Origin of the sequence: Bradyrhizobium sp. SZCCHNRI3052 (assembly GCF_032484895.1) — a bacterium.
Lineage (GTDB): Bacteria > Pseudomonadota > Alphaproteobacteria > Rhizobiales > Xanthobacteraceae > Bradyrhizobium.
The window spans coordinates 117,058-140,888 of the sequence record NZ_JAUETW010000010.1; the positions used below are offsets into that span (position 1 = coordinate 117,058).

The window sequence follows — 23,831 nt, forward strand, 5'->3', positions numbered from 1 at the left end:
ATGCCCGGTCTCGATGTGATCGTCAATGCACTGATCTCTGGCCTGCTGCTCGGCGGCATGCTGGCGCTGACGGCGCTCGGCCTCTCGATCATCCTGGGCGTCATGCGTCTGGTGAACCTCGCGCATGGCGAATTCCTCGTTGCGGGTGCCTACGCCGGTCTCTTTCTGCTGCAACGAACCGGCATCGATCCGCTCGTTGGACTCCTGCTGATCGGCCTCATTCTCGCGCTGATCGGGTATCCGATCTATCGCTTCCTGCTGGCGCCGCTCGCAGGCAAGGGATCCGAAGCAGCGATGATGACCATGTTCGGTCTCTCGATCATCCTGCAGAACCTGTTCGTGCTGCTGTTCAGCGCCGATACCCGCGCCATCGAGCGGGACTACGCCACAGTTCCCCTGACGCTCGGCCCTATCAGCATGCCGCAGATCTATTTGATCGGCTTTGCCATCTCGGTCGCGCTGATCATCGCCGTGCACGTGTTGATCGCACGCAGCCGGTTCGGTAGCGAGTTGCGCGCGAGCGCCGACCAGCCCCTTGCCGCTGCGATTATCGGCATCAATGTCAACCGGGTCTACGCCCTGACCTTCTGCCTCGGCACCGCCTGTGCCGGAATCGGCGGCACGCTGATCGGTGTGGCGTTGTCGTTCACGCCTACCAGCGGGGCCACCTATCTGCTGACGGATTTCGCGGTGATCGTGCTTGGCGGGCTCGGCAATGTGCTGGGGACGCTGGTCGGAGGCGTCGTGCTCGGGGTGCTGCAGAGCGTCGGCGGGCTCACCCTCGGGGACGGCTATCGCGACCTCGTCGGCCTCGTGCTGTTCCTGGCGATGCTGCAGCTCAGGCCGCAGGGCTTCCTCGGGAGCCGCGCATGACCGTGCTGACAACGTCCGTCCCCGAACGCAGCCTGTTGCTGTATCATCCGTTCGTCCGCGTCGCGGTTGCCGGCATCTCCTTTGCGGCGCTGATGGCGGCGCCTTCGTTTCTTCCGGCCTATTTCGTCGAGATCGGATTCAAGCTCCTGCTCTATATCGTGCTGGCGGAAGCGTGGAATCTGCTCGCCGGCTATTGCGGGCTGGTTTCGCTGGGCAGTTCCTCCTTCTTCGGCCTCGGCGCCTATGTCACGGTCGGGCTGCTCAATCACACGGATAGCGGCATCGGCTTGGCGCTGGCTGCCTCGGCGCTTGTGGCTATGACGCTGGCGCTTGTGATGTCGCGCGGTCTGTTTCGACTGCGCGGGCTCTATTTCACCGTCGGGACCCTGGCGCTCGCCGAAGCGCTGCGGCTGCTCGTCGTCAACGTGCCCTGGTTCGGCGGCGCCACCGGCCTGTTCGTCAGCGCCGACTTGCCCGACGTCACAGAGCTGTTTCGGGACGCCGCTCTGCTGCTCGTCGTCGCCTCGCTGGTCATGACCTTGACCACGGGCTCGCGGTTCTCAGTGCTGCTGCGAGCGGTGCGCGACGACGAGGACGCCGCAAGCCAAGTCGGCGTGCGCGCGTTCCGGGTGAAGCTTGCGGCCTTCATGGTCGCCAGCGCATTGATCGCGATCGCGGGCGGCCTCCAGGCGATCAAGCTCGGCGCCATCGAGCCCTATGGCAGCTTCGGCCTGCAATGGTCGGTCGATCCGCTCGCGATCGTGATCATCGGCGGCCTCGGTATGCGCTTCGGCGCCATCGTCGGCGCGATCTTCTTCGTCGCGATCGGCGAGCTGCTCGCCGATTATCCCGAGCTTCATGTCGCGATCACCGGGGTCATTCTCATCATCCTGATCCGTTGTGCCCCGCGCGGACTTTGCGGCTTGCTGGAAACCGCGCTTCGGCGCGCCGGCCTCACCAAGGTTGCGAGCTCATGATCGCCGCTGACGCGCCTCCCCTGCTCGACGCCGTCGGCCTCGGCAAGCGCTATGGCGGCCTTGTCGCAGTCGAAAGCCTCGATATCCGCCTCGACAAGGGCCGCGTGCTCGGCGTCATCGGACCGAATGGCGCCGGCAAATCGACCCTGATAGGCCTGCTCGGCGGCGCCATTTCCGCAAGCGCAGGACGGATCCATTTCGACGGCCACGACATCACCAGCCTGCCCGCTTCCGAGCGGGCGCGCAGCGGCATTGGCCGGACCTATCAGATTCCTCGCCCCTTCCTCGACATGACCGTTGAAGAAAATCTGGCCGTCGCGCAATTCTCGCTGTCTCCCTTCATCGCCTCGGGCACCGCCGCCGCTGAACGGCGCGAGATCCTCGATCGCTGCGGCCTCGGCGATGCTGCACACGTCACGGCGCGCGATCTGCCGCTGCTCCGGCGCAAGCGCCTCGAAGTCGCCCGCGCCCTTGCGCTCAAGCCCAAACTGTTGCTGCTCGACGAGGTCGGCGCCGGTCTCATCGACAGCGAAGTCAGCGAATTGATCGCCCTGATCCAGTCGCTGAAGGACGCGGAACGCTCGATCATCATCATCGAACATGTGATCCGGATCGTGAAGGAGTGCTGCGAGGACCTCATGGTCATCAACTTCGGCAAGGTGCTCGCCACGGGGCCGACGACCGCCGTGCTGGGGAGCGACGAGGTCGCTGCAATCTATCTCGGCACCAGCCATGGCGCCGCGGCCAGGACCTCCACTTCAGTTGCGCCGCGCGCCGATGTCGTTTCGTCGATAGCAAGCACCGAGCCGCTGCTTGCACTTGACGGCGTGTCCGCGGGCTACGGCCAAGCCCGCGTGCTCCACGACCTCAGCCTGTCGGTCATGCAGGGCCAGGTCGTCGGGCTTCTCGGCAGCAACGGTGCTGGCAAGACTACTGTCGCCCATGTCATCAGCCGCGCCTTGCCGATCACCGCTGGCCGGATCCGATTTGACGGCGAGGACATCACGCGTTTGCCGGCGCATGCGGTGGCGACACGCGGCCTCGCCCATTGCATGGAGGGGCGGCGCATCTTCAGCTCGCTATCGGTTGAGGAAAATCTACTCGTCGCTGCACGCCACGCCGATGCAGCAGAGCGCAAGGCGCGTCTGGCGCACGTCTACGCCCTGTTTCCGGTGCTTGCCGACCGCCGCAACGCGCCGGGCACCTCGATGTCCGGCGGCCAGCAGCAGGCCTTGGCGATCGGTCGCGCGCTGATGGCCAGGCCGCGGCTCGTCATCTTCGACGAGATCAGCCTCGGCCTCGCACCGGTCATGATGGACCGCCTGTACGCGGCACTCGCCGAGCTCAAGCGCGAGGGCCTCACCATGCTCGTGGTGGAGCAGGATATCGAGCGCGCGCTCGACCTTGCCGACGTCGCGCATATCATCAACAAGGGACGGATTACCCTATCCGGGCCGCCTGCCGTCCTGCGTGCGGACGAGCGGCTGCGTCATCTTTACTTCGGGACTGAAGAGTGAGCGGCCGACGGCCGCAAGGAGATCGAAATGAAGAAGATTGCGGTCGAGGAAGCTTTCGTCACCGCCGAGATCGCCGCGGAATGGAAAAAGGTGCTGGCGCGCTCCGACGTCGAGCCGGGCTTTGCCAAGATGGGCGAAAGCATCCTGGCCGACACGCCCGGCAACGCGCTGCTGCACGGACGCCTGATCGATATCGGCAAGGGCCGGATCGCCCATATGGACAAAGTCGGTATCGACGTGCAGGTGCTCTCCTTGACGTCCCCCGGCGTCCAGGTGTTCGCGCCGGATCTCGCGGTACGGCTCGCCGCCGAAGCCAACGATGCGCTGGCTGAAGCAGTGCGCGCTGCACCGACAAGGCTGGCCGGGCTGGGCGCCGTTGCGCCCCAGGATCCGGTTGCTGCCGCGCGCGAGATAGAACGGATCAAGGCGCTCGGCCTGCGCGGCCTGATCGTCAATTCCCACACGTTCGGCGAATATCTCGATGCGTCCCGCTACGCCCCGATCTTCGAGGCAATGGAGGCGACCGGCCTGCCGATGTACTTGCACCCGCGGGAACCTGGACCCGGAATGGTCCAGCCGTTTCTCGACTATGGCCTGTATTTCGCCGGCTGGGGCTTTGCGGCGGAGACCGGACTGCACGCCATGCGGCTGATCATGTCCGGCACCTTTGCCCGCTATCCGAAGCTCAAGATCATTCTTGGCCATATGGGCGAAGGCATCCCGTTCTGGCTGCAGCGCATCGACAACCGCTATCTGCTGCAGGTGAAAATCGGCGCCGTCGAACAACTGCCCCGACTTCCGAGCGAATATTTCCTGGACAACTTCGTGATCACCACGGCCGGCGTCACCTCGATGCCCGCACTTCGCCTCTCGATCGACGTGCTCGGCGCTGAACGCATCCTGTTCGCCGCCGATTTTCCTTACGAGGATGATGCCGAAGCCGTTCGCTTCCTCGAGGAAGCTGCGCTCACGCAGCGCGAGCGCGAACTAATTGCATACCAGAACGCCGAGCGCCTGTTTGCGCTGTCCTGAGCGGATCGGCCACGCACCTCGGCTGGCCGCCACCCCACGAGACATGTCGCGCGATGCGGCGTCTTCGCCGGAGGGCCCATGCGGTGCCATAGACTGGACCTGAACCTACTGCTGGTGCTGGACCTGCTGCTCAAGATGAGGAACGTCAGCCGGGTTGCCGAGACGCTCAACCTGACACAATCAACGATCAGCAGCGCGCTGGCGCGATTGCGCAATCACTTCGATGACGACCTCTTGATTCAATCCGGCCGTGAGATGCTGACGACGCCGTTCGCCGCTCAGATTGCGGAACCGGTTGATCAGTTCGTGGCGCGCGCCCGCACGATCGCGCTGGCCCGCACCGAGTTCACGCCGGAAACCGCAGAGCACGATTTTTCCGTGGTCGCACTGGATTACGTGGCAGGCCTTCTCCTGTCCAATCTCATCAGGCGGGTCGCCCAGGTGGCGCCTGGTATTTCAATTTCCCAGCTGCCGCTTCCGGAGTCGCGCGAGCGTGCCTCGGTCGCCCAATTCGATGTCTTCATAGGCTCCAACGTTCCCTTCGATACCGCCGTCAATACTAGCATGCTGTGGGAGGAGCGGTTCGTTCCTGTTGTCTGGTCCGGCAATACGGCGGCGTCGGCCGCTGTCTCGCTGAACACGATTGCGACCTTCACCCACGTTTCCGTTGCGCTCGACGAGCGACTGAACGTCCGGATCGTCGATCAGTTCTTTCAGTCCATGGGTATCAGCCGGACCAAGACGATCCGGCTACAGAGCCTCCTCCTGGTGCCCGAGTTCATCGTCGGCACGCCATATATGGCGATTCTCCCGCTGCGCCTGGTCCTGTCTCGCGCGCAGCGCCTGCCGCTTCGTATTCTGCGGACTGATTTCGAGCTCCCGACCATCACCGAAAGGCTGCAGTGGCCTGTGCATCTCGACAAGGATCCCGCCAACATGTGGCTGCGCGACATGATCCAGGCGTCGGCAGCCGAGGTGGAGGCACGATGGTCCGTTTCGGAACCTGTCGGCCTCCCCCTGTCCTGAGCGGCGCTACGCGAGCATCGCACCGCCGCTTCGAGGCCATGCATACGGGCGATCAGCTAGAACTTCACGGTGATACCGCTATAGACGGTCTTTTCCGTGCAGGAATTCGTGCTTTGGCCAGTCGCGGCGATGGTGCACACCCCAGGCGCCGCGTTGTGATCAAGGCCGAACTTGTTCTGCCAATATCGGTAGGCAACCCAGACGTCCACAAGATGCGAGTATTTAGGACCCATCACCGCCTTACTGGCGTCGAACGTCAGCCGGATGGGCTCGCTGTTGAACTCGACCGCGCTCGCGGTGCTGAACCGTCCCGTGCCTGAGAGAGCGGGCAAGCCATTCGAGTCCCCTTTGGCCCCATACCATCCGGCGCGTCCGCTGATCGAGAAGAATTGCAGGGACAGAGGCAGGACGCCCAGGTCCATGTAGTAGTTCACCTCGACTGCCCATGTCGGCCGAAAGCTGATGTTTCCGCTGGCGTTACAGCTAACGCCCGCGATCGGCCCGCCTGCGAAAGCGGTTCCGCATTGAGTGAATGCGTTGTGGTTGGAGAACTCCCAGGACACCAGGGGCGCGACGTTGAAGTATCCCTTGTACGGCAGGTCAAACGCAAATTGCAGGCCGGCGACGACCTGTCGCTTGGCCGGCGCAAGAAAGATGTTGGCGGTCTCGGCATCCGCGCCGATTTCGAAGGAAACGTTATGCAACGGCCCGGCGCTGAATGCATTGGTGTTGAAGATCTGATTCCATCCGAAGGTGCTTCGAAACAGTCCGTAGAACTCGGTCGCCCCCGCACAATCTCCTGCTGTGAAATTGACCGTGACGCCCGCGTTGATGCAGGGCGACGCCGGGTCATTGTGACCCGACTTGAGCATCATGATATTGACGAAGTTGGTACCGTAGGCCCACGCGTCGAAGTGCGTGAGCGCATAGACCTGCTTGGCGGTCGTGCCGTTGACCGTCCCATTGGGGCCGACACTGAACTGGCCGGGTGTCGTCCCGCTCGGCATCCATGAGACAGTCGCGCGATCGTCGACCACGAAGAAGAACGGCTGATCCGGCGGCGGATTGGCCTTGACGGCCAAGTCCGCGGCATTGGCAACGGCGCTCAGTTGAACGATGATGACAGACGCAAGCAAGTGGCAACGAAATGCCATGTATCCCCCCTTTGTTTTCCGCGGCTTGCGATCCTCTTCGGAACCTTGGCCGAACGGGCTCTCTCAAGAGCTTGGCGCAAACATCGCGATCCTGGAGAGCAGACGCTTCCTAAACAAACAAAATCAATCGATATCAGCTATCGTCGTTTTTGATAGTAGCGCTTCGGATTGCTCCCGCCTCTGTTCGATTGCAGCAGGCGATCGCCTGCAAGGCGTCGCACAGGCGATACGCGCAATCAACAACTGGTCGGTTGTGATTCGAACGCAGGATCGTCGATGAGATTCGGCCTAAGTCAGGGTTGCCACAGCACTGAGCGCAACGATCTCGTCCTGCTCACCGGTCCCTTCTCATCTTTCGCTCCCCGATCGCTTTTATGTATCTGCATTGATCTCCAGGGATCACGCATCCGATCCCGGAGACCCGCCCTGTCTTGCAAGTCAGAGCTCGCAAGTCAGATCGGAACGGCGCTGTGACGACCGCGTTTCACCGGCCCAGTGCAGCATCACGCGTCAAACGAACATCCGCAGCATCTCGAGCGGCGTTTCCGAACGAGGGATCCTGAAGCTGACATCCTTCCAGTCTGCGATCGCAGGGCGCTCCAAACATTCAAGCAACCAACGTCGCATGGCCGGCCACGCCTCAATATCGATCCCGGCGAGCGGTAGAAGCGTCATGACCGATGCAACGTTCAGGTCGGCGACGGTGAAGTCCTCATTCACTAGATAAGCCTGCTTCTGTAGATGAGCGTCGAGGACGCCCCAGGGCCGCGCGAGCTTGCCGAGCGCGATATCGACCTCAGCCTCGCGTCGCGCACTCGCGGGCTCGAACAGAACTCGGTTGGCCGCAGCCAGCAGCAGGGGCTTCTCGATTTCGGCGATCACCCAGAAGCTCCATTGGGTTGCGAGCGCTTCCTCCTCCCTCGTGCGCGGCGCGAGCGGTCCGCCATACTTGCGAGCGAGATAGAGATTGATCGCAAGCGACTCGCACAGTCGCAGGCCGTCGTCCTCGAGCGCAGGGACACGGCCATTGGGGTTGATGGCGAGAAACTCCGGTGTACGCGTGCTGCCATCCTGAAAATTGGTCGGCACGTTCTCCCATTCCAACCCGAGTTCTCTGAGCATCCACCCATTCCGAAGGGCGCGCGAATGCAGCGATCCGTAGAGCTTTATCACTGCCAGATTCCTCCGTCGTGCTGAGATCGGTGCGAGCGCATCACAGCGACCGCTCAAGTACTTTTTGGCTGACCCAGGTACCGTGAAAGCCCTCGTGCACCCGGCATGGAAACTTCACGACGGCACCGGGCCCACGGCTCAGATGCAGAGCATCGAGGATCACGAGGTCGGTCCGGTTCTCGGCTCTCCGGCCGACCATTGACAGCAGCCATCCGTCGCCTTCGGCTGCGTCGGCGCTTCGGGGAACGAAGTACGGCTCCTCGGGGGACGAGTCGGGGCCGGCGTAATAGAAATCCAGGGCTCCGGTCCTCTCGTCGAAGTGGCCTAAGCAGGTAAAGGGCGGCCCCTTCGGGCCGGACGGCAGCATGGGTCCCAGCTTCGGATTGTTGGTCCCGAACCAGTAATGCCGGGCGCGGCCCATCGCAAAGCGCGGATCGATCACCGGCATCTCGCCGATATGCGAGATGAACCGCCTGATCTCGACGTGATCGGCTTCCCTTGCGAGATCCACGATCCAGCGCTCGCCGAATGGCGGCATTTCATGGGCGTTGGGATTGTGCAGATCAGGAAACTGGCTCAGCCAGCCCGACTCCGTCACGAAATGATCGAGCACCAGCCTGCTGCCGTCTTCCCAGGCGTTGAACGTGTGCGTCTGCATCGCCAGCTTGGGCGCGGTGAACCAGCGGATAGCGTCGACGCCCTGCTCACGCGGAATCACGCCGATATAGGTCTTGCGATAGCTGTCCCAATGCCAATACGGCTCGCCGCGCTTGACGCGTTCCCAATCGCAAACCATCGGACAGATGACGAAAGCGATGTAGTTTCGCGAGACCAGGAAATCGTGCACCATGGAGCAGTACGGCGCCTTGAAGCGTTCGGTCCGAGTGAAACAGCCCTCGCGGTCGACTCGGTAGAGCTCGATTTCGTCGCTGGCCACGCCCTCGCAATTGTAGGCGAACGCGATACATTCGCCGGTCAAAGGATCGAACTTCGGGTGAGCCGTGAAGGTACGGCTCTTCAACTGGCCGCCAAAGTCGCTCTGCCCGCGAGTCTCCAGGGTGATCGGATCCAGTTCGTACGGCCTGCCGGATTCCTTCAAGGCGTACAGCTTGCCGTGGTGCCACATCACGGATGTGTTCGCCGTGTTGGCGTCCTCGCCCGCAACTTCGGAGGAGTCGGTAAACGAATTGCGGTATGCACCGAATAACGCTCGCCTGGCCGCCCGCTCCAACTCGAACTTGCGCGTGCGCACGTAGCGCGTGGTGAGGTCGGCGTGCCCGCGCTCGAACCGCACCATGTGCACCATGCCGTCGCCATTCAGGAAAATGTCGCGGCCGTGCAGCGGCGGATAGGCATGGTCCGCGCTGTTGCGGTAATAGACGCCTTCGAGTTCGGGAGGAATGGCACCGACCACTTCCAGGTCGTGAACGCTGCCTTCGATGCGAACGGGTGCGGCGTGTCCCTGGAAGACGATATCATCCGGAAACTGCATCCCCTCCGCCGGCCCGACATGTTCGTTCATTTCGATTTCCTTTCACAACGAGAACGACACGATGGGATCATCGAAACCGGCGTCGCTCCATGATCGGGCGAGCGATTTCCGATGCACGGCTGGACGGCCGGCCCTCAAACACGGTGGAAATGCAGTGCTGGGTTTCGCGAAGTCTATCCGCCCCTCGTGCGGGAGATAACTCCTGAGGACGGCAATCGAAAGCCCATCAGTTGAGCTGGCGATAGCGGCGTCGACACCACCCACGCGAAGCATCCCTCCATCAACCACTCTTTTTTTGATTTTCCGAATATGTACTTTATGGATGGGCCCTCAAATCACATAACAGATTGTATCGATGAGATGTATCGACGTTGTCGATACCCACCCGTCGCGCAGTGCGGCGGTCCTCTGCCTCCTCTTCGGATCAAAGATCCGGTCCGTGCTCTTCGCTTCATGCGATGTTCAGTTTGACTTGCGGACAATTTCGAGAGTAGTCTCGAAAAACAACAAGCGCGGGCCCGGGGACTGAACCAGGGCATCCGACGGTTTTGGGAGGAATGCGTGCTCGAGGCATCATTGATCATCGACGGCGTGGAGTGGCCCGGCGCCGCCGGACGGTTCGAAAGGCGCAGCCCCATCAGCGGCGATCTGGTCACGGAAGCAGCCGCAGCGACACCCGAACAAGCCGTCAAGGCGGTCGAGTCCTGCGCGGCGGCTTTTCCCGCCTGGGCCGCGACGGCCCCCGCCGCCAAGCGCGACATTCTCCTACGAGCTGCCGCTTTGCTCGAAGCGCGCACTGACGAGTTCAGGGACGTCATGATCGGCGAGACCGGAGCATCGAAGCCCTGGTATGTATTCAACGCGAAACTTGCCGCCGGCATGTTGCGGGAAGCCGCCGGTCTTACCACCCAGGTGAAGGGAGAGATCATTCCGAGCAACAAGCCGGGAATGTTCTCGATGGCGGTACGACGCCCGGCTGGCGTGGTGTTGGCGATTGCGCCGTGGAATGCACCCGTGATCCTGGCCGTGCGGGCGTTCTGCACGGCCATTGCTTGCGGCAACACGGTAATTCTCAAGGCCTCCGAGCTTAGCCCCGGGACCCAGTTCAAGCTCGCGCAGGTGATGCACGATGCGGGGCTGCCACCGGGCGTCCTCAACTTCATCACTCACAAGCCGCAGGATGCCGGAGCCGTCGCCGAGGCGATGATCGCTCATCCGGCCGTCCGCCGCGTCAACTTCACCGGTTCGACGCGAACGGGCAGGATCGTCGCCGGAACTTGTGCCCGCTATCTGAAGCCGGCGCTGCTCGAACTCGGTGGCAAAGCTCCGATTCTGGTGTTGAGAGATGCTGATATCGACGCCGCGGTCGCAGCGACCGCGTTCGGCGCCTACATGCACCAGGGTCAAATCTGCATGTCGACCGAGCGCGTGGTTATCGATCATGCCGTCGCCGACGAGTTCGCCAACAAGCTGGCGGCGAAGGCCAGGACTCTGGTCGCTGGCAATCCGTTGACCAGCGATGTTCCGCTCGGCGGATTGATCTCCGTCCAGTCCGTTCATCGCGTGCAGGAACTGATCGCGGACGCGGTTGGAAAAGGCGCAAAGCTGCTTGCCGGCGGCGACGCGGACGGCGCGCTCATGAATGCGGCGCTGCTCGATCACGTCAGGCCCGGCATGAACATCTACTACGAGGAGTCCTTTGGACCGGTCACGACGATTGTGCGCGTCAATGACATCGAGGACGCCATCCGTGTCGCCAACGACACGGAATATGGTCTTTCCTCCGCGATCTTCACCAGGGATGTCGGTCTTGCGATGGTGATCGCGCAGCGGCTCGATTTTGGCTGCTGCCATATCAACGGACCGACCGTCAACGACGAGGCTCAGATGCCGCTCGGCGGCATGAAGGCAAGCGGGTATGGCCGGTTCGGCGGTGCCCCGGGCATCCATGAATTCACCGACGTGCAGTGGATCTCCGTCGAGGATCCCAACCAGCACTATCCGATCTGACCGTTTTGCCGCGATCGCGAGGAACATCCAATGTCCAAGAGCTACGACATCGTGGTCATCGGGTCCGGCCATAACGGCCTGACGACCGCAGCCTATCTGGCCAAGGCAGGCCTGAGCGTGCTCGTACTGGAAAAGAATGACTGGCTCGGCGGTGGCGTGGTGACCAAGGAAATCTTGGCGCCCGGCTTCAAGTTCGACCTGCATTCGTCGCTGCACGTCAACATCCAGGCCAATCCACTGATCAGGAATGACGAGCTGAAGCTTCAGTCCAAATACGGCTTGAAATATCTTTACCCGGACGCCGTCTATTCGACGATGTTCGAGGACGGCTCCTCCCTCGTCACCTATAAGGATGTTGACCGGACCTGCGAGAGCATTGCCAGGATTTCGCCCAGCGACGCCGAGGCCTACCGCCGCTTTGCGGCGATGAGCATGAAGATCGTGCCGATGGTGACGCAGAGCCTGTTCACGCCCGCGCCGCAGCAAGGGCCGTTTTACGCCCTGCTCGACCAGAGCGTGGAGGGACAGGAGATTTTCCGCGCTCTGCAGATGAGCAAGCTCGACATCTGCCGCGAGTGGTTCGAGAGCGACAAGCTGATCATTCACCTGCTCAAGTTCGCAGCGGAGACGCTGACCGCGCCAGAGGACATGGGCACTGGATTCATCCTCTACACCATGCCTGGGATGGTTCACACGTATCCGATCGGCGTCCCGGTCGGCGGCAGCGGCGCACTGGTCGACGCATTGGTCGCCTGCCTTGAGGATCATGGCGCGGAGCTTCGGACGGAAGCACCGGTCGAAAAGGTACTGGTCCAAAACGGCCGCGCCACCTCGGTCCGTCTGGCGTCCGGCGAAGAGATCAAGGCGCGTGCAGCTGTTATCGGCCAAATTCATCCTTGGCTGATCGGCGATATGGTCGAGAAAGTGGCGCCGGATGTCGTCGCCCGTGCCAGGCGAGTCAAGACCGGCGCCTTCTCCATCATGCCCCAGCATCTCGCGCTTAACGAACCCCCAAAATACAAGGCCGGCGCCGAGGCCGGCCGGGTGATCCTCGCCAATTATGCACCGCCCACGCTCGAGCGATTTCTGCGCGTCTTCGACAATTATCGCTACGGCGATATGTGGAGCGAAGGATCGACCGACACCATTCTTGCCTCGCATATGCAGTGCCAGTTCGATGAGACCCAATGTCCCCCGGGCAAGGCCGCGATCACCGTCTATGGCTTCGGTCCGTTCGACCTGCGGACCGGTGCGGCATCCTGGGACGAGCGCCAATGGGAAATCGGCGACTGGCTGCTGGAGCGTTACCGCGAATATGCGCCCAACGTCACCCATGAGAACATCATCGGCCGCCGGTTCGATACGCCATTGGAAGTGTCACGGCATTCATCGATGTTCCAGAAGGGCGACGTGAGCGGGGCCGGCGAATATCTGCACCAGATCGGGGGCCACCGTCCCAATCCCGAGCTCGCGAAACTGAAGATACCGGGGATCGAGAACCTCTATCTCACGGGGACCGCGATCAACGTATCGAGCGTCAGCGGCGCAGGCCGCGCGACCGCGATCAGGGCATGCCAGGATCTGAAGATCAACTTCGACAGCTTGATCGGGTGAGGCGATGCGGATCTTCACACCGGAAGGGACCGAGCTGATGACGATCACCAGCGTCGATGCAACGGAGGACGGGCTTGTCATCGGCGGCACGATCATGGGCGCCATGCCGATGAAGGGCGTCCTTCGCGGCAACGAGCTGCGGGCCGGCTACAGGTTTCTGAGCTGGGCTCTCGTTGTGAGAGCATTGCGCATGGTCCTCGCCGGAAAATGATCACAGGATTGCAGATGGTCGCATCACTGCAACTTCCCCGCACCGTGTTCGGCGCCGGTGCACTGTCCTGCCTCGACGAGGAGCTCGATCGTCTGGGCATGAGGCGGCCGATGCTGGTGACCGACCACGGGATCACGACGGTCGGCCTGGTCGATCGCGTCACCGCTGCGCTCAAACGGGGCCCGGCCGCGGCGATCCTGAACGACGTGACCGAAAATCCCCTGTTCTCGGACGCTGACCGGGGTGCGGCGCTCTACAGAACAAGCAATTGCGATGGCGTGATCGCGCTCGGCGGCGGCTCGGTGATCGACACGGCCAAATACATCGCGCTGCTCGCAACCAACCCTGGAAGCGTAACCAACTATGCCGGCAATCCCACGGCCAAGCCTCGGCGATGCGCCCCGCTTGCAGTGATTCCGACCACTGCCGGGACAGGAAGCGAGGCATCGCCCGATGCCGGCATCCACCCGGACGCCACGACCGCCTCGACGGGAATGAGTTCGCCCGCCATCGTGCCGCATTTTGCGATGCTCGATCCGGAGCTGTCGTTGACGCTGCCGCCCCGGCTCACCGCGGCCACCGGAATCGATGCGATCTCACACTGCGTGGAAGGTTATCTTTCCAGCCGAATGTTACCCTTTGCCGACGCGCTTGCATTGGACGGCATCCGACGAGCAATGGCGGCCATCCGAGACGCAACCCAACGCGGCGGCGACCTTCGCGCACGATCGGAGATGATGGCCGCGGCCTATGCAGGCGGCGTAGCCATCAGCATGGGCCTAGGACCGGCGCACGCCATCGCGATCACCTGCGGCGACCAGGGCTTCCATCATGGACTGTTGAGCGGCATTGGCCTGGTCTGCTCGTTGGACTCCGTCTGCTGTCACGCCTCCGATCGGGCCGCGGCTATTGCGGGGGCGATGGGACTCTCCCCCGGAGCGTCGCTTTCCGCGGCAATCGCCGTGTTGATGCGGACCTTGAACCTGCCGGCGACCTTGGCCGAACTTGGTTACCGGGGGGCCGACGTCTCAGCTTTGGGTTCGCGCGCACATGCGAGCCCCTTCAACCAGACCGCACGCTACCACCCGTCTGCGGCGGAATATACGGAGATGATTCAGCGCTCATTGGATGGGATAATCGGTGCCGCCGCAGCCTGACCGTGCTATTGCCGTGACATGAGCACGTACTCGCCCCGGACGAAGAAGAGCCGTCACTTTCAGGACGCAAGTCAGGACGACACCAAGCGCCTGCGGACTCGAGCGTTGATCCTGGACACGGCTATCGCGGTCATGGCCAAAAAAGGAATCGAACGCACGTCCGTCATGGAAGTCGCCGAGCAGGCCGGGCTCTCCAACGGAAGCTTCTATTATCACTTCCGAAACAAGACGGAGCTGGTCGAGGCCGTTGCCGGCGCCGTCGCGGCCGCATTGGTCCGCGAGGTCGACGAGGCGATTTCTGGAATTGAGCAGGGCACCGAGCGGGTTGCGCTCGCAACGATGCTGTTCATCGAACGCGGTCTGCAGGATCCGATATGGGGGCGCCTGATCGTCCACGCACTCTCCGATCTCGGAGAATTTCGTGAGCAGATCTTTGCGGGCATTCGCAAGGATGTCGGCATCGGCATCCGCCAGGGTTATTTTAAGACGGTCGATTCGCCGGCCCTGTATGCGATGCTGTTGGCCATCGTCAGCGCCTCGATGCGCGAAGCATTGGTCAAAAGAGACGACTCGATTCCAGCAATGGCGGCCCAGGCCATCCTGCGGGTGCTGGGCATCGATATCGTGGCGGCCGAGACCGTCGTGACCAATGCGAAACAAACATTGCGCAAGGGACATGTCTGGAGCCGGCGCCCACAGTGAGCCTGAACTGCCCATGATGAATGGCAGCACATGCCACCAACCACCTTTGCCGCATCCGGCCCCACCGCGGTCCGTATCTCACCGAGGACAATGCGGCTTTGCCGTTGCGTTCTAAATAAGCTGCTGCGAACACCTCATCATTCGCGAACAACCTGCGTAAGCTCACACCGCCCCGTTGTGTCAGCAACGCCTGATGATAACCGCCATGATGCGAAGCGGCAGCGGGGGTCGTCGGGCCCTCGGCTCCCGTGACCAGGATGCGCATCGTTCAATCCGGCCGGGCGGTATCAGCCGCACGAACCACGCGCGGATCGATGCGTCCAAACGGACCCGGCCTGTCATCGGCCCTTGAGCTTGAGAAATATCAGACGGAATTGAGCCGCCTATGCCGCGTGGACGTTGCTTCCTGGGCCTGCGGAGGCCGAAGGATCGCGCAACGGGATTGCCGGCTGGCAGAGCCCCTGCGCGCCTCGCAATGAATCTGCAGCCCTCAGGAAGCGAGAACTTCAATTCAGATCGCGAGAGCCGACAGCTTTCGGGGCCCCTAAACCGACGCAAACTCACCACCGATCGAGAACGAGACGGGCAATTCCATTCGTATGCGCGCCCAAACGCCGGCAAGTTATTGACGATATTCGATTTGTCGATCAATCGGCAAGACTGCTGTATTCACTCAGGATGTCTTATGTAAATACGTGTTCAGCGGAATTGCTGGCTTCACCCAATGAGATAGCCGCATGCGGCCCGCGAAGCGTCAGCACCACAGGTGCATAGGGTGTGAGAAGGCCTTGCTTTGTTCTTCTGGCCTTCGGCTGGAAGTCTGCGCGTACGCAGGTTTGCTGCTCACCGATTTGGGGCAGACCCGTATCGCGCAATGAGCTTGCTTAGACGAAACGGCAAAGTCAGAATGAACCAGCGCGCCTGCTGTGAACTCCGGCAGCGAGCAGCAGCGCCACTGCCATCGGATCAAGGACGGCAACCAGCGCCAGCGTGAGCAGCCGGACCGCTCGCTCGAAGTCCGTGGCGGGTATGCCAATCAGCTCGGCGAGATAGCGTATCGGTCCGACCTCAGCCTCGGCGCGCCGGCGCTGCGCGTCAATCTTGGCTTTTTCGATCTGTAGATTGGCGAGAGCCTGGGACTCACGCTGCCGTTCCGCAGCGATGTCGGCACGTTCGCGACGCCTCTGGTCAACAATCGTCATCGCTCCGACTGGCCTGCCAAGGCGCGTCGCCTCGTCGACGGCCGCGTCGATCTGGGCAATACACCGGTCAATGTCGGTGACCACTCGGCTCTGCATCCCGAGGCGGGCCTCGACGTCTGCGGTTCTGTCGGCAAGGGTGAGATCTCTGGATGCCATATGGTCGAGGTGAGCGCGGGTGAGGAAGCCGAATACGCCAATGGCGTTCAGGCCCATCAACACACCAATCATCAGGACGAGGACGAACCTCAAGAGGGACGGCGCAGACGTCCAATGCTCCGTCAGCCAGGCCGCCGCCACGAGCTTTCCGGCCTCCAGCACGGCGCCCATCATGATGACAGGCCAGAAAGCCCCGGCGAAGATCGCGGTCAGGCCGTCGATAGAAAAGGCAGCCGATACACAAGCCAGCGCCAGAGCCACAATCAAAGCAGCGAGCTTGACGCGTGTCAGGGAACGACGGCCTTCCTCCGCTCCGGACATCCCTGTAACGCCGGCGGCGTCCGTAGCGACGGCAGTACCATCTGTAACGATCGACGTCGCGGTCCCCGTTACATTGATCGCTTCAGCGTTACGACTGATCAGGCCCGCGTGCTCCCAGGCTTTCAGGCGACGACTGGTCCGCATCCTGTTCCAGCCCCACTGACGTCCGAGCTCCGCGGCGCTGACCGTCACGCGTCCGTCGGGCTGAGAGCGCAGCCAAGCCAGCGCCTCCATATCATCGAATGGATGGGGCGGAACGGACTCGGTCATGATCAGATGCTGCTCCTTGCGTCTCGGCCCCGCGCGTTCGGAGGCACGCCAAAGGCCGGCTGCTCCAAAACGATAACGCAGAACTCAGTGGCCGGAACGGGGAGCTGCCTGCCCGGACCGGGATCGGTCATCTCTTCTGCTCGCCCCGTGGAGAGAATACGGAGAGGCCTGGGCGTAGCGGTGCCGGATGGCGGACGATTCTGCCCGACGGTTGGCGAAAGCGGATCAAGGCTCGCGAGCCCCGCCCTCCGCGCAGGTGTCCCGCAAAGGTGGCACGTCCGAGGCCAGAGCGGAACGGCCGAATTGCGCGACGTCGCACGCTACAGCCCTGCCCTTAACGGCCACGATGCGCGCCGTTGCTGCCGAGCTGCCGCCGCTCGACACTCAGTCTGGTCCATCCGTGTGGGCGATTTGCGTGCGGCTTTAACACCAGTTTTCCTCGATGCTGGACCGGTCCGTGTTGAACTGATGCTAGCGGGCCGTCCGACTTTCCATCTCGGATCTGCGGACGAATTGCATCGCCGATGCAGTTCGATCGCTCTGGTTTCTGTCGATAGATCGCCAAGACCCCGCGGCCGTATGCCAACGGTCAGACCAGAGCCGCAGCAGAGATGCTGCCTGAGACTCACTCCTCGTGTAGCCACCGCACGGTGTCTGAGCGCAGTTCAGACTTGGATTTGAGAGGAGCGAGCGTAGAGCGGGTTCGACTGGCGGCGTAATCGGGCGAGTGCGAGATGAGACAGTCGCGGCAACAAAGGCGCAGCATCGCGGGGAATCAAAAATGATTCGCCGAAGAGGACGTCCGCCGATGAAACTCTCAGCAGCACTCGACACATCCAGCACCAAGACCGCAATCTGCGTTGTGAACAGCCGTGACGGCGCCGTCGTGTTCGAAGCCAGCGTGGCGACCGATCCTGCGATCATCTTCGAAGCGTTGTCACCGTACCTGCCACGGCTCGACAAGGTCGGCCATGAAGCAGGAAGTGTAGCACCGTGGCTGCACCGCGAGCTCGTGTCTCTTGGCCTGCCCATGGTCCTGTTGGAAACGCGGCAGGCCGCGGCTGCGCTGGAAGCCCAGCGCAACAAGACTGACAAAAATGACGCGCGAGGATTGGCGCACCTCGTGCGTGCGGGCTGGTATCGACCGGTTCATGTCAAGAGTCAGGAGAGTCACAAGATACGGCTTCTGCTGGGACACCGGCGAACGCTGAAGCGAAAATTGCTCGACATAGAGAACGAGATCAGACAGTCCCTGAAGGTCTTCGGATTGATGGTCGGACCGCGGGTCCAGCGCGCGACATTTGTAGCGCGAGTGCACGAGTTGGTGGCTTGTGACCGGCTTATCGCCGGCGTGACAGACTGCGTGTTGAGAGCGTGGGAAGCACTGTGGGCCGAGTACAAAAAGCTGCATGATCTGCTGGTGCAGATGGTCGGCCGGGACGAACTCTGTCGACGCTTTTGCGCCATTCCCGGCGTCGGCCCGGTGACGGCACTGACCTTCAAGGCGGCCATCGATGATCCGCACAGGTTCAGCAAGTCGAAGACCGTCGGCGCGCATTTCGGACTGACATCCAGGCGTATCCAGACGGGCACATCCATCGACATCGAAGGGCACATTTCGAAGTGCGGCGACGGGGAGGTGCGCACCGTGCTCTACGAGGCGGCGAGCGCGATGCTGGTGCGCTCCAAGCAATGGTGCGGCATCAAGGCCTGGGGTGTCCGGGTCGCAGCTAAGCGAGGCCACAAGCGCGCGGTGGTGGCCGTTGCACGCAAGCTGGCAGTGGTGATGCATCGCATGTGGATCGACGGATCTGTGTTCCGGTTCGCAGCCGAAGATAAAAGCCCCGCTGAACCGGATTTAAGCAACCCGACGGCGCTCGCCGCCGCAATGTGAGAGCTCTGGCGAGCGCCGTCTGGCAGACAGCTCGACGACAGAAGAATGGCTGAGTTTCCGCTGATCGGCGGAAAGGCGTTTGGTGGATCGAAGCGGATGTGGAGAGCACGCTATCTTGCCGGCGACGACAGCCCGATCGAGGCTGCGAGCGCGCGTGAGTGCCTGTGTTGCCCCGCGATCCTGACGACGACATGTGCGCCCGCATGGCGAGCGGGGCTGAGCACGGACTCCTGCATGGACCACCAGATGTCATCACCGCAAGATCACGACGAAAGCCGGACCATTGTCATGTTGTCGACCGCTCGGGTGCAGCCGTATAGTATGAAGCAGAGGAGACGATCATGTCGAAGAAGAAGGCGGAGAGACGCCCGATTACTCCGGCAAGATAAAAGCGCCTCTCCGCGGCGTAGATTCGGCGGTCGTAAGTTCTGTTGCTCACTTATTGCAGTATGGCACTGCTCCGACACCCACAGTGTTGCTAGAAGAAGAAAGACCTGAGAGATCAACGTGCCGGATGGCACCAATCGCAGCCTAGCGAACCGGTTCGCAAAATTGGGAAGACCTAGCCGTGAGCCCATGGAGGACCGCTGCCGGATCACCGGAACCAGTTAGAGCTCGCGCCTAAGCGCGATCGGCGAAGCCGGCTGACCAGCCTTGCAAACTGCGGCGCAGGCACACTCCGTTGGTGATGTCCTGCGCCGCAGCCCGGCTTCAATCCGGTGAACGATTAGTAGTCCCAGTAGATCGGCACGAACCGAAACACGTTACCTTCGCGCCCGACGCGTCCGATGGACGGGAACGGCATATGGGTGGCGACCAGTAGCTCGCCCGTCTTCGCCAAGTCCCGCAGCAATCCCTCGCGAACGCGCGTTGCCTCGTCCGGGTCGTGCTCGAAGCCGTTGTGCCAGTCGGGATGGTCGAAGCCGACCGTGAACACGGCATCGCCCGCGAAGGTCATCGCTTCGCCGCCGGACGTCAGGCGGACGATGCTGTGTCCCGGGGTGTGACCGCCGGTGCGGCGGACGACGACGCCCGGCGCGACTTCGTGCTCCTCGTCGAACTGCCGGATCTGGTTGTGGTACTCCCTCGCGAAGCGCTTCGCGGCTGCGCGCAGCGCGTCCGGGAAGCCTTCCGGCATCGCCGTTCGCGAGAAATCCGGCGCCCGCCAGAATTCGACTTCGGCGGCCGCAACATGGATCTGCAGGTCCGGCCGCAGCCGGTCTTTCACGCCCTCGACCAGCAGGCCGCCGACGTGATCCATGTGCATATGGGTCAGCACGACGTCGGTGACGGACGCGAGATCGATGCCGGCGGCGTCGAGGCGTTTGATCAGCTGTCCGGCCCGCGGCAGGTTCAGGTCGGGATCCGACCCGAGCCCTGCGTCGATCAGGATGGTCTTGCCGCCGCTCCGGACGACGACGGCATTCAGGGCCCAATCGAAGGCGTCGGTCGGCAGGAACATGTCCTTGAACCAAGCGGCCCGCGCCGACGGCGCAGCGTTGTGCCCGAGCATCGTGGTCGGCAGCGGGAGCACCCCGTCGCTGATCACCAGCACGTCGATCTCGCCGACCTTCAGGGCATAGCGCGACGGCACCAGTTCATCCGGCTTCGGTGTGACGAGGTGTGAGGTGTTTTGCAGATTCATGTTGGTCTCCTGTTGCAGGTTATTGAAGGCTGGTTTCATCCCTGAAGACGTCCGGCTCGTTCGGTGAGGCGGTCAGAGATCGGTGACGCGTTCCGGATCGGCGGAGGCGAGCGCGGCGGCACGTTCGGCAAGCGGCGGGTAGATCCAGGCGGTGTTGATCTCGCGTTTGGTCTTCTTCGCCTGGTCGCCGACCATCTCGATCGTCCGATCCCAGCCGCGTGTAAACAAAGCGCCGGCCTCGCCGAGATCGAGGCAGGTGACGTAGGCCGCCTGGTGATAAGGCGCGGTCGGAACGCCGAGCAGTTCGGCGGCGGCGTTATTGCCGGCGAAAGCGCCCATCCGCGTGGCGTGCTGGCACGACATTAGCGCGTAGTTGCCGGCATCATCACAGGCGGCACGCGCAGCGTCGCCGGTCGCGAAGATGCCCGCCGCGCTCGGCACGCGCAAGTCGCGGTCGACCAGCAGCCGGCCGAAACTGTCGCGCTCGGCTGGAATCTGCGCGGTCAGGGGCGCGGCACGCATGCCGGCAGCCCAGATCACGGTCTCGGCTGCGATGCGCTCGCCACCCGACAAGGTCACGCCGGACTGGTCGAGCGACGCAACGCCGACTCCCAGCCATGTCTCCACGCCGATCCGCTTCAATGCGTTCTCGATGACGGGACGCGCGGTTTCGCCCATGTCGGGGGCGATGACCGGATTGCGCTCGACGATGACGACGCGCGGCCGCGCATCGGGGCCGAGAATGGCGCGGAGCCGCGCGGGCATCTCGGTAGCTGCCTCGATGCCCGTGAACCCGCCGCCGGCGACGACGACCGTGTCGCGGCCATTCCCGGCCGGCCGGCCGGCCAGTCCGTGCAGGTGCCTGTCGAGGGCCACCGCGTCGTCCAGCGAGTCGACGCTGAAACCGTACTCGGCAAGGCCGGGAATGCTCGGACGAAACAGCCGGCTGCCGGTGGCCACGACCAGACGATCGTAGGCGAGCCGCGTTCGTCTGCCCCCGGGTGCCGCTATGCTCACTTCGCGCGCCGCAGCATCGATCGCCTCGGCGGTGCCCTGCACATAGACCACGTCGATCGCCTTGAGCACATCCAGCAGCGGCGCCGTCAGCGTTTCGGGGTTTGGTTCGTAGAGCCGCGGACGGACAACCAAGGTCGACTCCGGGGCGATCAGCGCGATCTCCAGCGCCTCGGGCGAAACGCCGTGGATGTCGCGCAGCCGGGCGGCGGACAATGCCGCATACATACCGGCGAAGCCGGCACCGATGACGACCAGTCGCATTTTGTGTCTCCTGTGATTGGATTGGATCGATGCAGAGGATCAGCCGGCGATGAAGGCCGACAGGTCGGCATTCACGATCGCTGCATGGGTGGTACAGATGCCGTGCGGCAGGCCGTCGTAGATTTTCAGCGAGCTGTTCTTCAGCAATTTCGCCGAAAGCGGCGCCGAGTCCGCGACGGGCACGATCTGGTCGTCGCTGCCGTGCAGGACGAGGGTCGGCACCGCGATGGCCTTGAGGTCTTCGGTGAAGTCGGTTTCGGAGAACGCCTTGATGCCGTCCAGATGCGCCTTGGCGCCGCCGCTCATGGCCTGACGCCACCAGTTCCAGATCACGGCCTGCGACGCCGTGGCACCGGGGCGGTTGTAGCCAAAGAACGGACCGCTCGCGAATTCCAGATAGAACTGCGCCCGGCCGGCGGCGAGCTGCCGGCGCACATCGTCGAGAACGGCGATCGGCAAGCCGCCGGGATTGTTCTCCGTCTTGACCATCAGCGGCGGCACGGCGCTGATCAGCACGAGCTTCGCGACACGGCCGCGGCCGTGACGCGCGACGTAGCGGGCGGCTTCGCCGCCGCCGGTGGAATGTCCGACATGGACCGCATTTCGCAGGTCCAGATGGTCGACGACCGCGGCAGCATCGGCCGCGTAGTGATCCATGTCGTGGCCTTCGCCGACTTGGCTCGAACGGCCGTGACCGCGGCGGTCATGGGCGATCACGCGAAACCCCTTGCCGACGAAATGCAGTATCTGAGTGTCCCAGTCGTCGGACGAGAGCGGCCAGCCGTGATGGAAGACGATCGGCTGACCCGATTTCGGCCCCCAGTCCTTGTAGAAGATCTTCACGCCGTCTTTGGTCGTTACGAACGCCGTCGGATCCACCGCTTGCGCGGCGAAGGTCGAGCTTCTTGACTCCTCGCCGATCGCGGTCGTGGAACGGACGCTGAGCGAGACCGCGGACATCACCGAGGTCGCGAGGATCTTCCGGCGCGTGGTGTTCACAATCCGATTGAGCGGCTTGTTCAAGGGCATTGGTCATCTCCGATTGGTGGGCTTGGACACGATGATGATCTAACGAACCCTGTGTGCTGGTGCCCCAGCGCGGTTGCGGCGACTAAAGAGCAATTGCTGCTAACGCGCCCGCCGGCGCCAATCGGTAGGGGTGTCCCCGGTCAGCCGCTTGAATGCAGCAGCAAACGCGGTCTGCGAGGCGTAGCCGAGCGCGGCCGCGACCGTGACGACGGACACGTCCGGGTCGCGCAGCATCTGCATCGCCTGCTCGAGCCGGCGCTGGCGAAGCCAGGCGTGCGGCGAGAGCCCGGTGCTTTCCTTGAAGGCGCGGCAGAAATGGAAGCGCGACAGGCCGGCGTCCGCGGCGAGCGCCGCAAGCGAGACGTCCGCGTCGCTCTCGGAGCGAAGCCGCTCGATGGCGCGCATCAGCACTCTCGGCGCCAGACCGCCGACGATGGGCTGGACCGCGGTCGGCGCCCCGGTGTGCGCGGCCAGCAGACGCGTGGCGAGGAGGTCGGTGAGTTGCTGTCTGAACAGCGAATCCAGGGCCTCGCTGCCTTCCAGGACGTCCGCCGCGCTCAGCAGCAGGCGGGACGTGATCGGGTCGGGATGCGCGGTCCGTTCCAGGAGATCGGCCGGCCTGTTGGTTTCGGCTTCGTCGGCCACACGAACCAGCGTGCTGTGCGGAAGATAGAGCTGCACGACATCGACCGGCTTCGGGATGTCCCATCGCGAGCTCGCGCCCTCGGGAATGATGATCACGACGCCGGGACGAAACGTGCCCGCCGAGACGAAACGTCCCGACCGCCGCTCCATGCGCTGAACCACGCCGTTGTAGGCCATGATGACGTGGTGGGTCATCGGCTCGACGACGTCGTGGAGCGGGTCGTGCTTCCAGTGCGTCACCCCGCCGCCGGTCGCGTCCAGTGCCATGCGAAATGGCTCGGTGCCGAGCACGCGGGCCATCTCGGCGTCCGCGAGAGGGCGGTTGGCCGACGGGCGAACGGCTTCGCGCGGTTCGGGCGCTGCCGCCGTCTCCTCTCCCTCAAGATCGTGTGGAACGGCCTTGGTCATGTTCATCTCGCACGAGGACGGCGTGGCGGTTGCCGGAGAGCTCCG

At 63.1% G+C, this 23,831-nt stretch carries 19 protein-coding genes; 11 read left to right on the plus strand and 8 right to left on the minus strand.

What is annotated here, in order from left to right; all coding sequences use genetic code 11:
• The 5 genes from QW887_RS24875 (at position 1) to QW887_RS24895 (ending at position 5,425) form a co-directional block, all read left to right on the plus strand.
• Complete coding sequence (locus QW887_RS24875; RefSeq protein ID WP_316195209.1) at positions 1–873, plus strand: branched-chain amino acid ABC transporter permease; 873 nt, start codon at positions 1–3, stop codon at positions 871–873.
• Positions 870–1,850: a branched-chain amino acid ABC transporter permease gene (locus QW887_RS24880; protein WP_316195211.1), complete on the plus strand. Its 981-nt coding sequence runs from the start codon at positions 870–872 to the stop codon at positions 1,848–1,850. Before QW887_RS24875 ends, QW887_RS24880 begins: the two co-directional genes overlap by 4 nt.
• Positions 1,847–3,367 (plus strand): ATP-binding cassette domain-containing protein, encoded by a 1,521-nt coding sequence (locus QW887_RS24885; RefSeq protein ID WP_316195264.1) that lies wholly within the window; start codon positions 1,847–1,849, stop codon positions 3,365–3,367. The genes QW887_RS24880 and QW887_RS24885 overlap by 4 nt, the downstream gene beginning before the upstream one ends.
• A gap of 27 nt (positions 3,368–3,394) precedes the next feature.
• The gene (locus QW887_RS24890) at positions 3,395–4,399 is read left to right on the plus strand and encodes an amidohydrolase family protein (RefSeq protein ID WP_316195213.1); all 1,005 of its coding nucleotides are present in this window, start codon (positions 3,395–3,397) and stop codon (positions 4,397–4,399) included.
• Positions 4,400–4,477: 78 nt separating this feature from the next.
• Positions 4,478–5,425 (plus strand): LysR family transcriptional regulator, encoded by a 948-nt coding sequence (locus QW887_RS24895; RefSeq protein ID WP_316195215.1) that lies wholly within the window; start codon positions 4,478–4,480, stop codon positions 5,423–5,425.
• Positions 5,426–5,481: 56 nt separating this feature from the next.
• Here QW887_RS24895 and QW887_RS24900 read toward each other — a convergent pair whose 3' ends face one another.
• The 3 genes from QW887_RS24900 to QW887_RS24910 form a co-directional block, all read right to left on the minus strand.
• Complete coding sequence (locus QW887_RS24900; RefSeq protein ID WP_316164917.1) at positions 5,482–6,579, minus strand: hypothetical protein; 1,098 nt, start codon at positions 6,577–6,579, stop codon at positions 5,482–5,484.
• A 510-nt stretch (positions 6,580–7,089) separates the two neighbouring features.
• Positions 7,090–7,701 (minus strand): glutathione S-transferase family protein, encoded by a 612-nt coding sequence (locus tag QW887_RS24905; RefSeq protein WP_410051860.1) that lies wholly within the window; start codon positions 7,699–7,701, stop codon positions 7,090–7,092.
• 91 nt (positions 7,702–7,792) lie between these two features.
• Positions 7,793–9,274 (minus strand): carotenoid oxygenase family protein, encoded by a 1,482-nt coding sequence (locus QW887_RS24910; protein ID WP_316195218.1) that lies wholly within the window; start codon positions 9,272–9,274, stop codon positions 7,793–7,795.
• A gap of 531 nt (positions 9,275–9,805) precedes the next feature.
• On the opposite strand from QW887_RS24910, the gene QW887_RS24915 reads away from it, so the two are divergent.
• From QW887_RS24915 to QW887_RS24935, 5 genes are all read left to right on the plus strand, one after another.
• On the plus strand, positions 9,806–11,254 hold the full coding sequence (locus QW887_RS24915; RefSeq protein ID WP_316164915.1) for an aldehyde dehydrogenase family protein: 1,449 nt from the start codon (positions 9,806–9,808) through the stop codon (positions 11,252–11,254).
• 51 nt (positions 11,255–11,305) lie between these two features.
• Positions 11,306–12,868, plus strand: a complete 1,563-nt coding sequence (locus QW887_RS24920; RefSeq protein ID WP_316195220.1) for an NAD(P)/FAD-dependent oxidoreductase — start codon at positions 11,306–11,308, stop codon at positions 12,866–12,868.
• 4 nt (positions 12,869–12,872) lie between these two features.
• Positions 12,873–13,079 (plus strand): hypothetical protein, encoded by a 207-nt coding sequence (locus QW887_RS24925; protein WP_316170887.1) that lies wholly within the window; start codon positions 12,873–12,875, stop codon positions 13,077–13,079.
• Between the two features lie 14 nt (positions 13,080–13,093).
• Positions 13,094–14,236, plus strand: coding sequence for an iron-containing alcohol dehydrogenase (locus tag QW887_RS24930; protein ID WP_316164912.1), 1,143 nt, complete (start codon positions 13,094–13,096; stop codon positions 14,234–14,236).
• 105 nt (positions 14,237–14,341) lie between these two features.
• A complete protein-coding gene (locus QW887_RS24935) occupies positions 14,342–14,938 on the plus strand; it encodes a helix-turn-helix domain-containing protein (RefSeq protein WP_316164911.1) in 597 nt (198 codons plus the stop codon).
• Between the two features lie 902 nt (positions 14,939–15,840).
• Here QW887_RS24935 and QW887_RS24940 read toward each other — a convergent pair.
• Positions 15,841–16,887, minus strand: a complete 1,047-nt coding sequence (locus tag QW887_RS24940) for a hypothetical protein (protein ID WP_316175859.1) — start codon at positions 16,885–16,887, stop codon at positions 15,841–15,843.
• An 808-nt stretch (positions 16,888–17,695) separates the two neighbouring features.
• Here QW887_RS24940 and QW887_RS24945 point away from each other — a divergent pair.
• Complete coding sequence (locus tag QW887_RS24945) at positions 17,696–18,781, plus strand: IS110 family transposase (protein WP_316175860.1); 1,086 nt, start codon at positions 17,696–17,698, stop codon at positions 18,779–18,781.
• 727 nt (positions 18,782–19,508) lie between these two features.
• Here the strand turns inward: QW887_RS24945 and QW887_RS24950 are convergent.
• The 4 genes from QW887_RS24950 to QW887_RS24965 form a co-directional block, all read right to left on the minus strand.
• Positions 19,509–20,426: an MBL fold metallo-hydrolase gene (locus tag QW887_RS24950; RefSeq protein ID WP_315724110.1), complete on the minus strand. Its 918-nt coding sequence runs from the start codon at positions 20,424–20,426 to the stop codon at positions 19,509–19,511.
• Between the two features lie 72 nt (positions 20,427–20,498).
• Positions 20,499–21,704: an NAD(P)/FAD-dependent oxidoreductase gene (locus QW887_RS24955; protein ID WP_316195223.1), complete on the minus strand. Its 1,206-nt coding sequence runs from the start codon at positions 21,702–21,704 to the stop codon at positions 20,499–20,501.
• A 39-nt stretch (positions 21,705–21,743) separates the two neighbouring features.
• Complete coding sequence (locus QW887_RS24960; RefSeq protein ID WP_315724106.1) at positions 21,744–22,733, minus strand: alpha/beta hydrolase; 990 nt, start codon at positions 22,731–22,733, stop codon at positions 21,744–21,746.
• Between the two features lie 99 nt (positions 22,734–22,832).
• Positions 22,833–23,786 (minus strand): AraC family transcriptional regulator, encoded by a 954-nt coding sequence (locus QW887_RS24965; protein ID WP_316164908.1) that lies wholly within the window; start codon positions 23,784–23,786, stop codon positions 22,833–22,835.
• Positions 23,787–23,831: the final 45 nt, after the last annotated feature.

Bases quoted from the DNA above. Each gene is read 5' to 3' on its own strand.
- QW887_RS24875 (WP_316195209.1), top strand. From the start codon at position 1: ATGCCCGGTCTCGATGTGATCGTCAATGCACTGATCTCTGGCCTGCTG.
- QW887_RS24880 (WP_316195211.1), top strand. From the start codon at position 870: ATGACCGTGCTGACAACGTCCGTCCCCGAACGCAGCCTGTTGCTGTAT.
- QW887_RS24885 (WP_316195264.1), top strand. From the start codon at position 1,847: ATGATCGCCGCTGACGCGCCTCCCCTGCTCGACGCCGTCGGCCTCGGC.
- QW887_RS24890 (WP_316195213.1), top strand. From the start codon at position 3,395: ATGAAGAAGATTGCGGTCGAGGAAGCTTTCGTCACCGCCGAGATCGCC.
- QW887_RS24895 (WP_316195215.1), top strand. From the start codon at position 4,478: ATGCGGTGCCATAGACTGGACCTGAACCTACTGCTGGTGCTGGACCTG.
- QW887_RS24900 (WP_316164917.1), bottom strand. From the start codon at position 6,579: ATGGCATTTCGTTGCCACTTGCTTGCGTCTGTCATCATCGTTCAACTG.
- QW887_RS24905 (WP_410051860.1), bottom strand. From the start codon at position 7,701: ATGCTCAGAGAACTCGGGTTGGAATGGGAGAACGTGCCGACCAATTTT.
- QW887_RS24910 (WP_316195218.1), bottom strand. From the start codon at position 9,274: ATGAACGAACATGTCGGGCCGGCGGAGGGGATGCAGTTTCCGGATGAT.
- QW887_RS24925 (WP_316170887.1), top strand. From the start codon at position 12,873: ATGCGGATCTTCACACCGGAAGGGACCGAGCTGATGACGATCACCAGC.
- QW887_RS24930 (WP_316164912.1), top strand. From the start codon at position 13,094: ATGGTCGCATCACTGCAACTTCCCCGCACCGTGTTCGGCGCCGGTGCA.
- QW887_RS24940 (WP_316175859.1), bottom strand. From the start codon at position 16,887: ATGACCGAGTCCGTTCCGCCCCATCCATTCGATGATATGGAGGCGCTG.
- QW887_RS24945 (WP_316175860.1), top strand. From the start codon at position 17,696: ATGAAACTCTCAGCAGCACTCGACACATCCAGCACCAAGACCGCAATC.
- QW887_RS24950 (WP_315724110.1), bottom strand. From the start codon at position 20,426: ATGAATCTGCAAAACACCTCACACCTCGTCACACCGAAGCCGGATGAA.
- QW887_RS24955 (WP_316195223.1), bottom strand. From the start codon at position 21,704: ATGCGACTGGTCGTCATCGGTGCCGGCTTCGCCGGTATGTATGCGGCA.
- QW887_RS24960 (WP_315724106.1), bottom strand. From the start codon at position 22,733: ATGCCCTTGAACAAGCCGCTCAATCGGATTGTGAACACCACGCGCCGG.
- QW887_RS24965 (WP_316164908.1), bottom strand. From the start codon at position 23,786: ATGACCAAGGCCGTTCCACACGATCTTGAGGGAGAGGAGACGGCGGCA.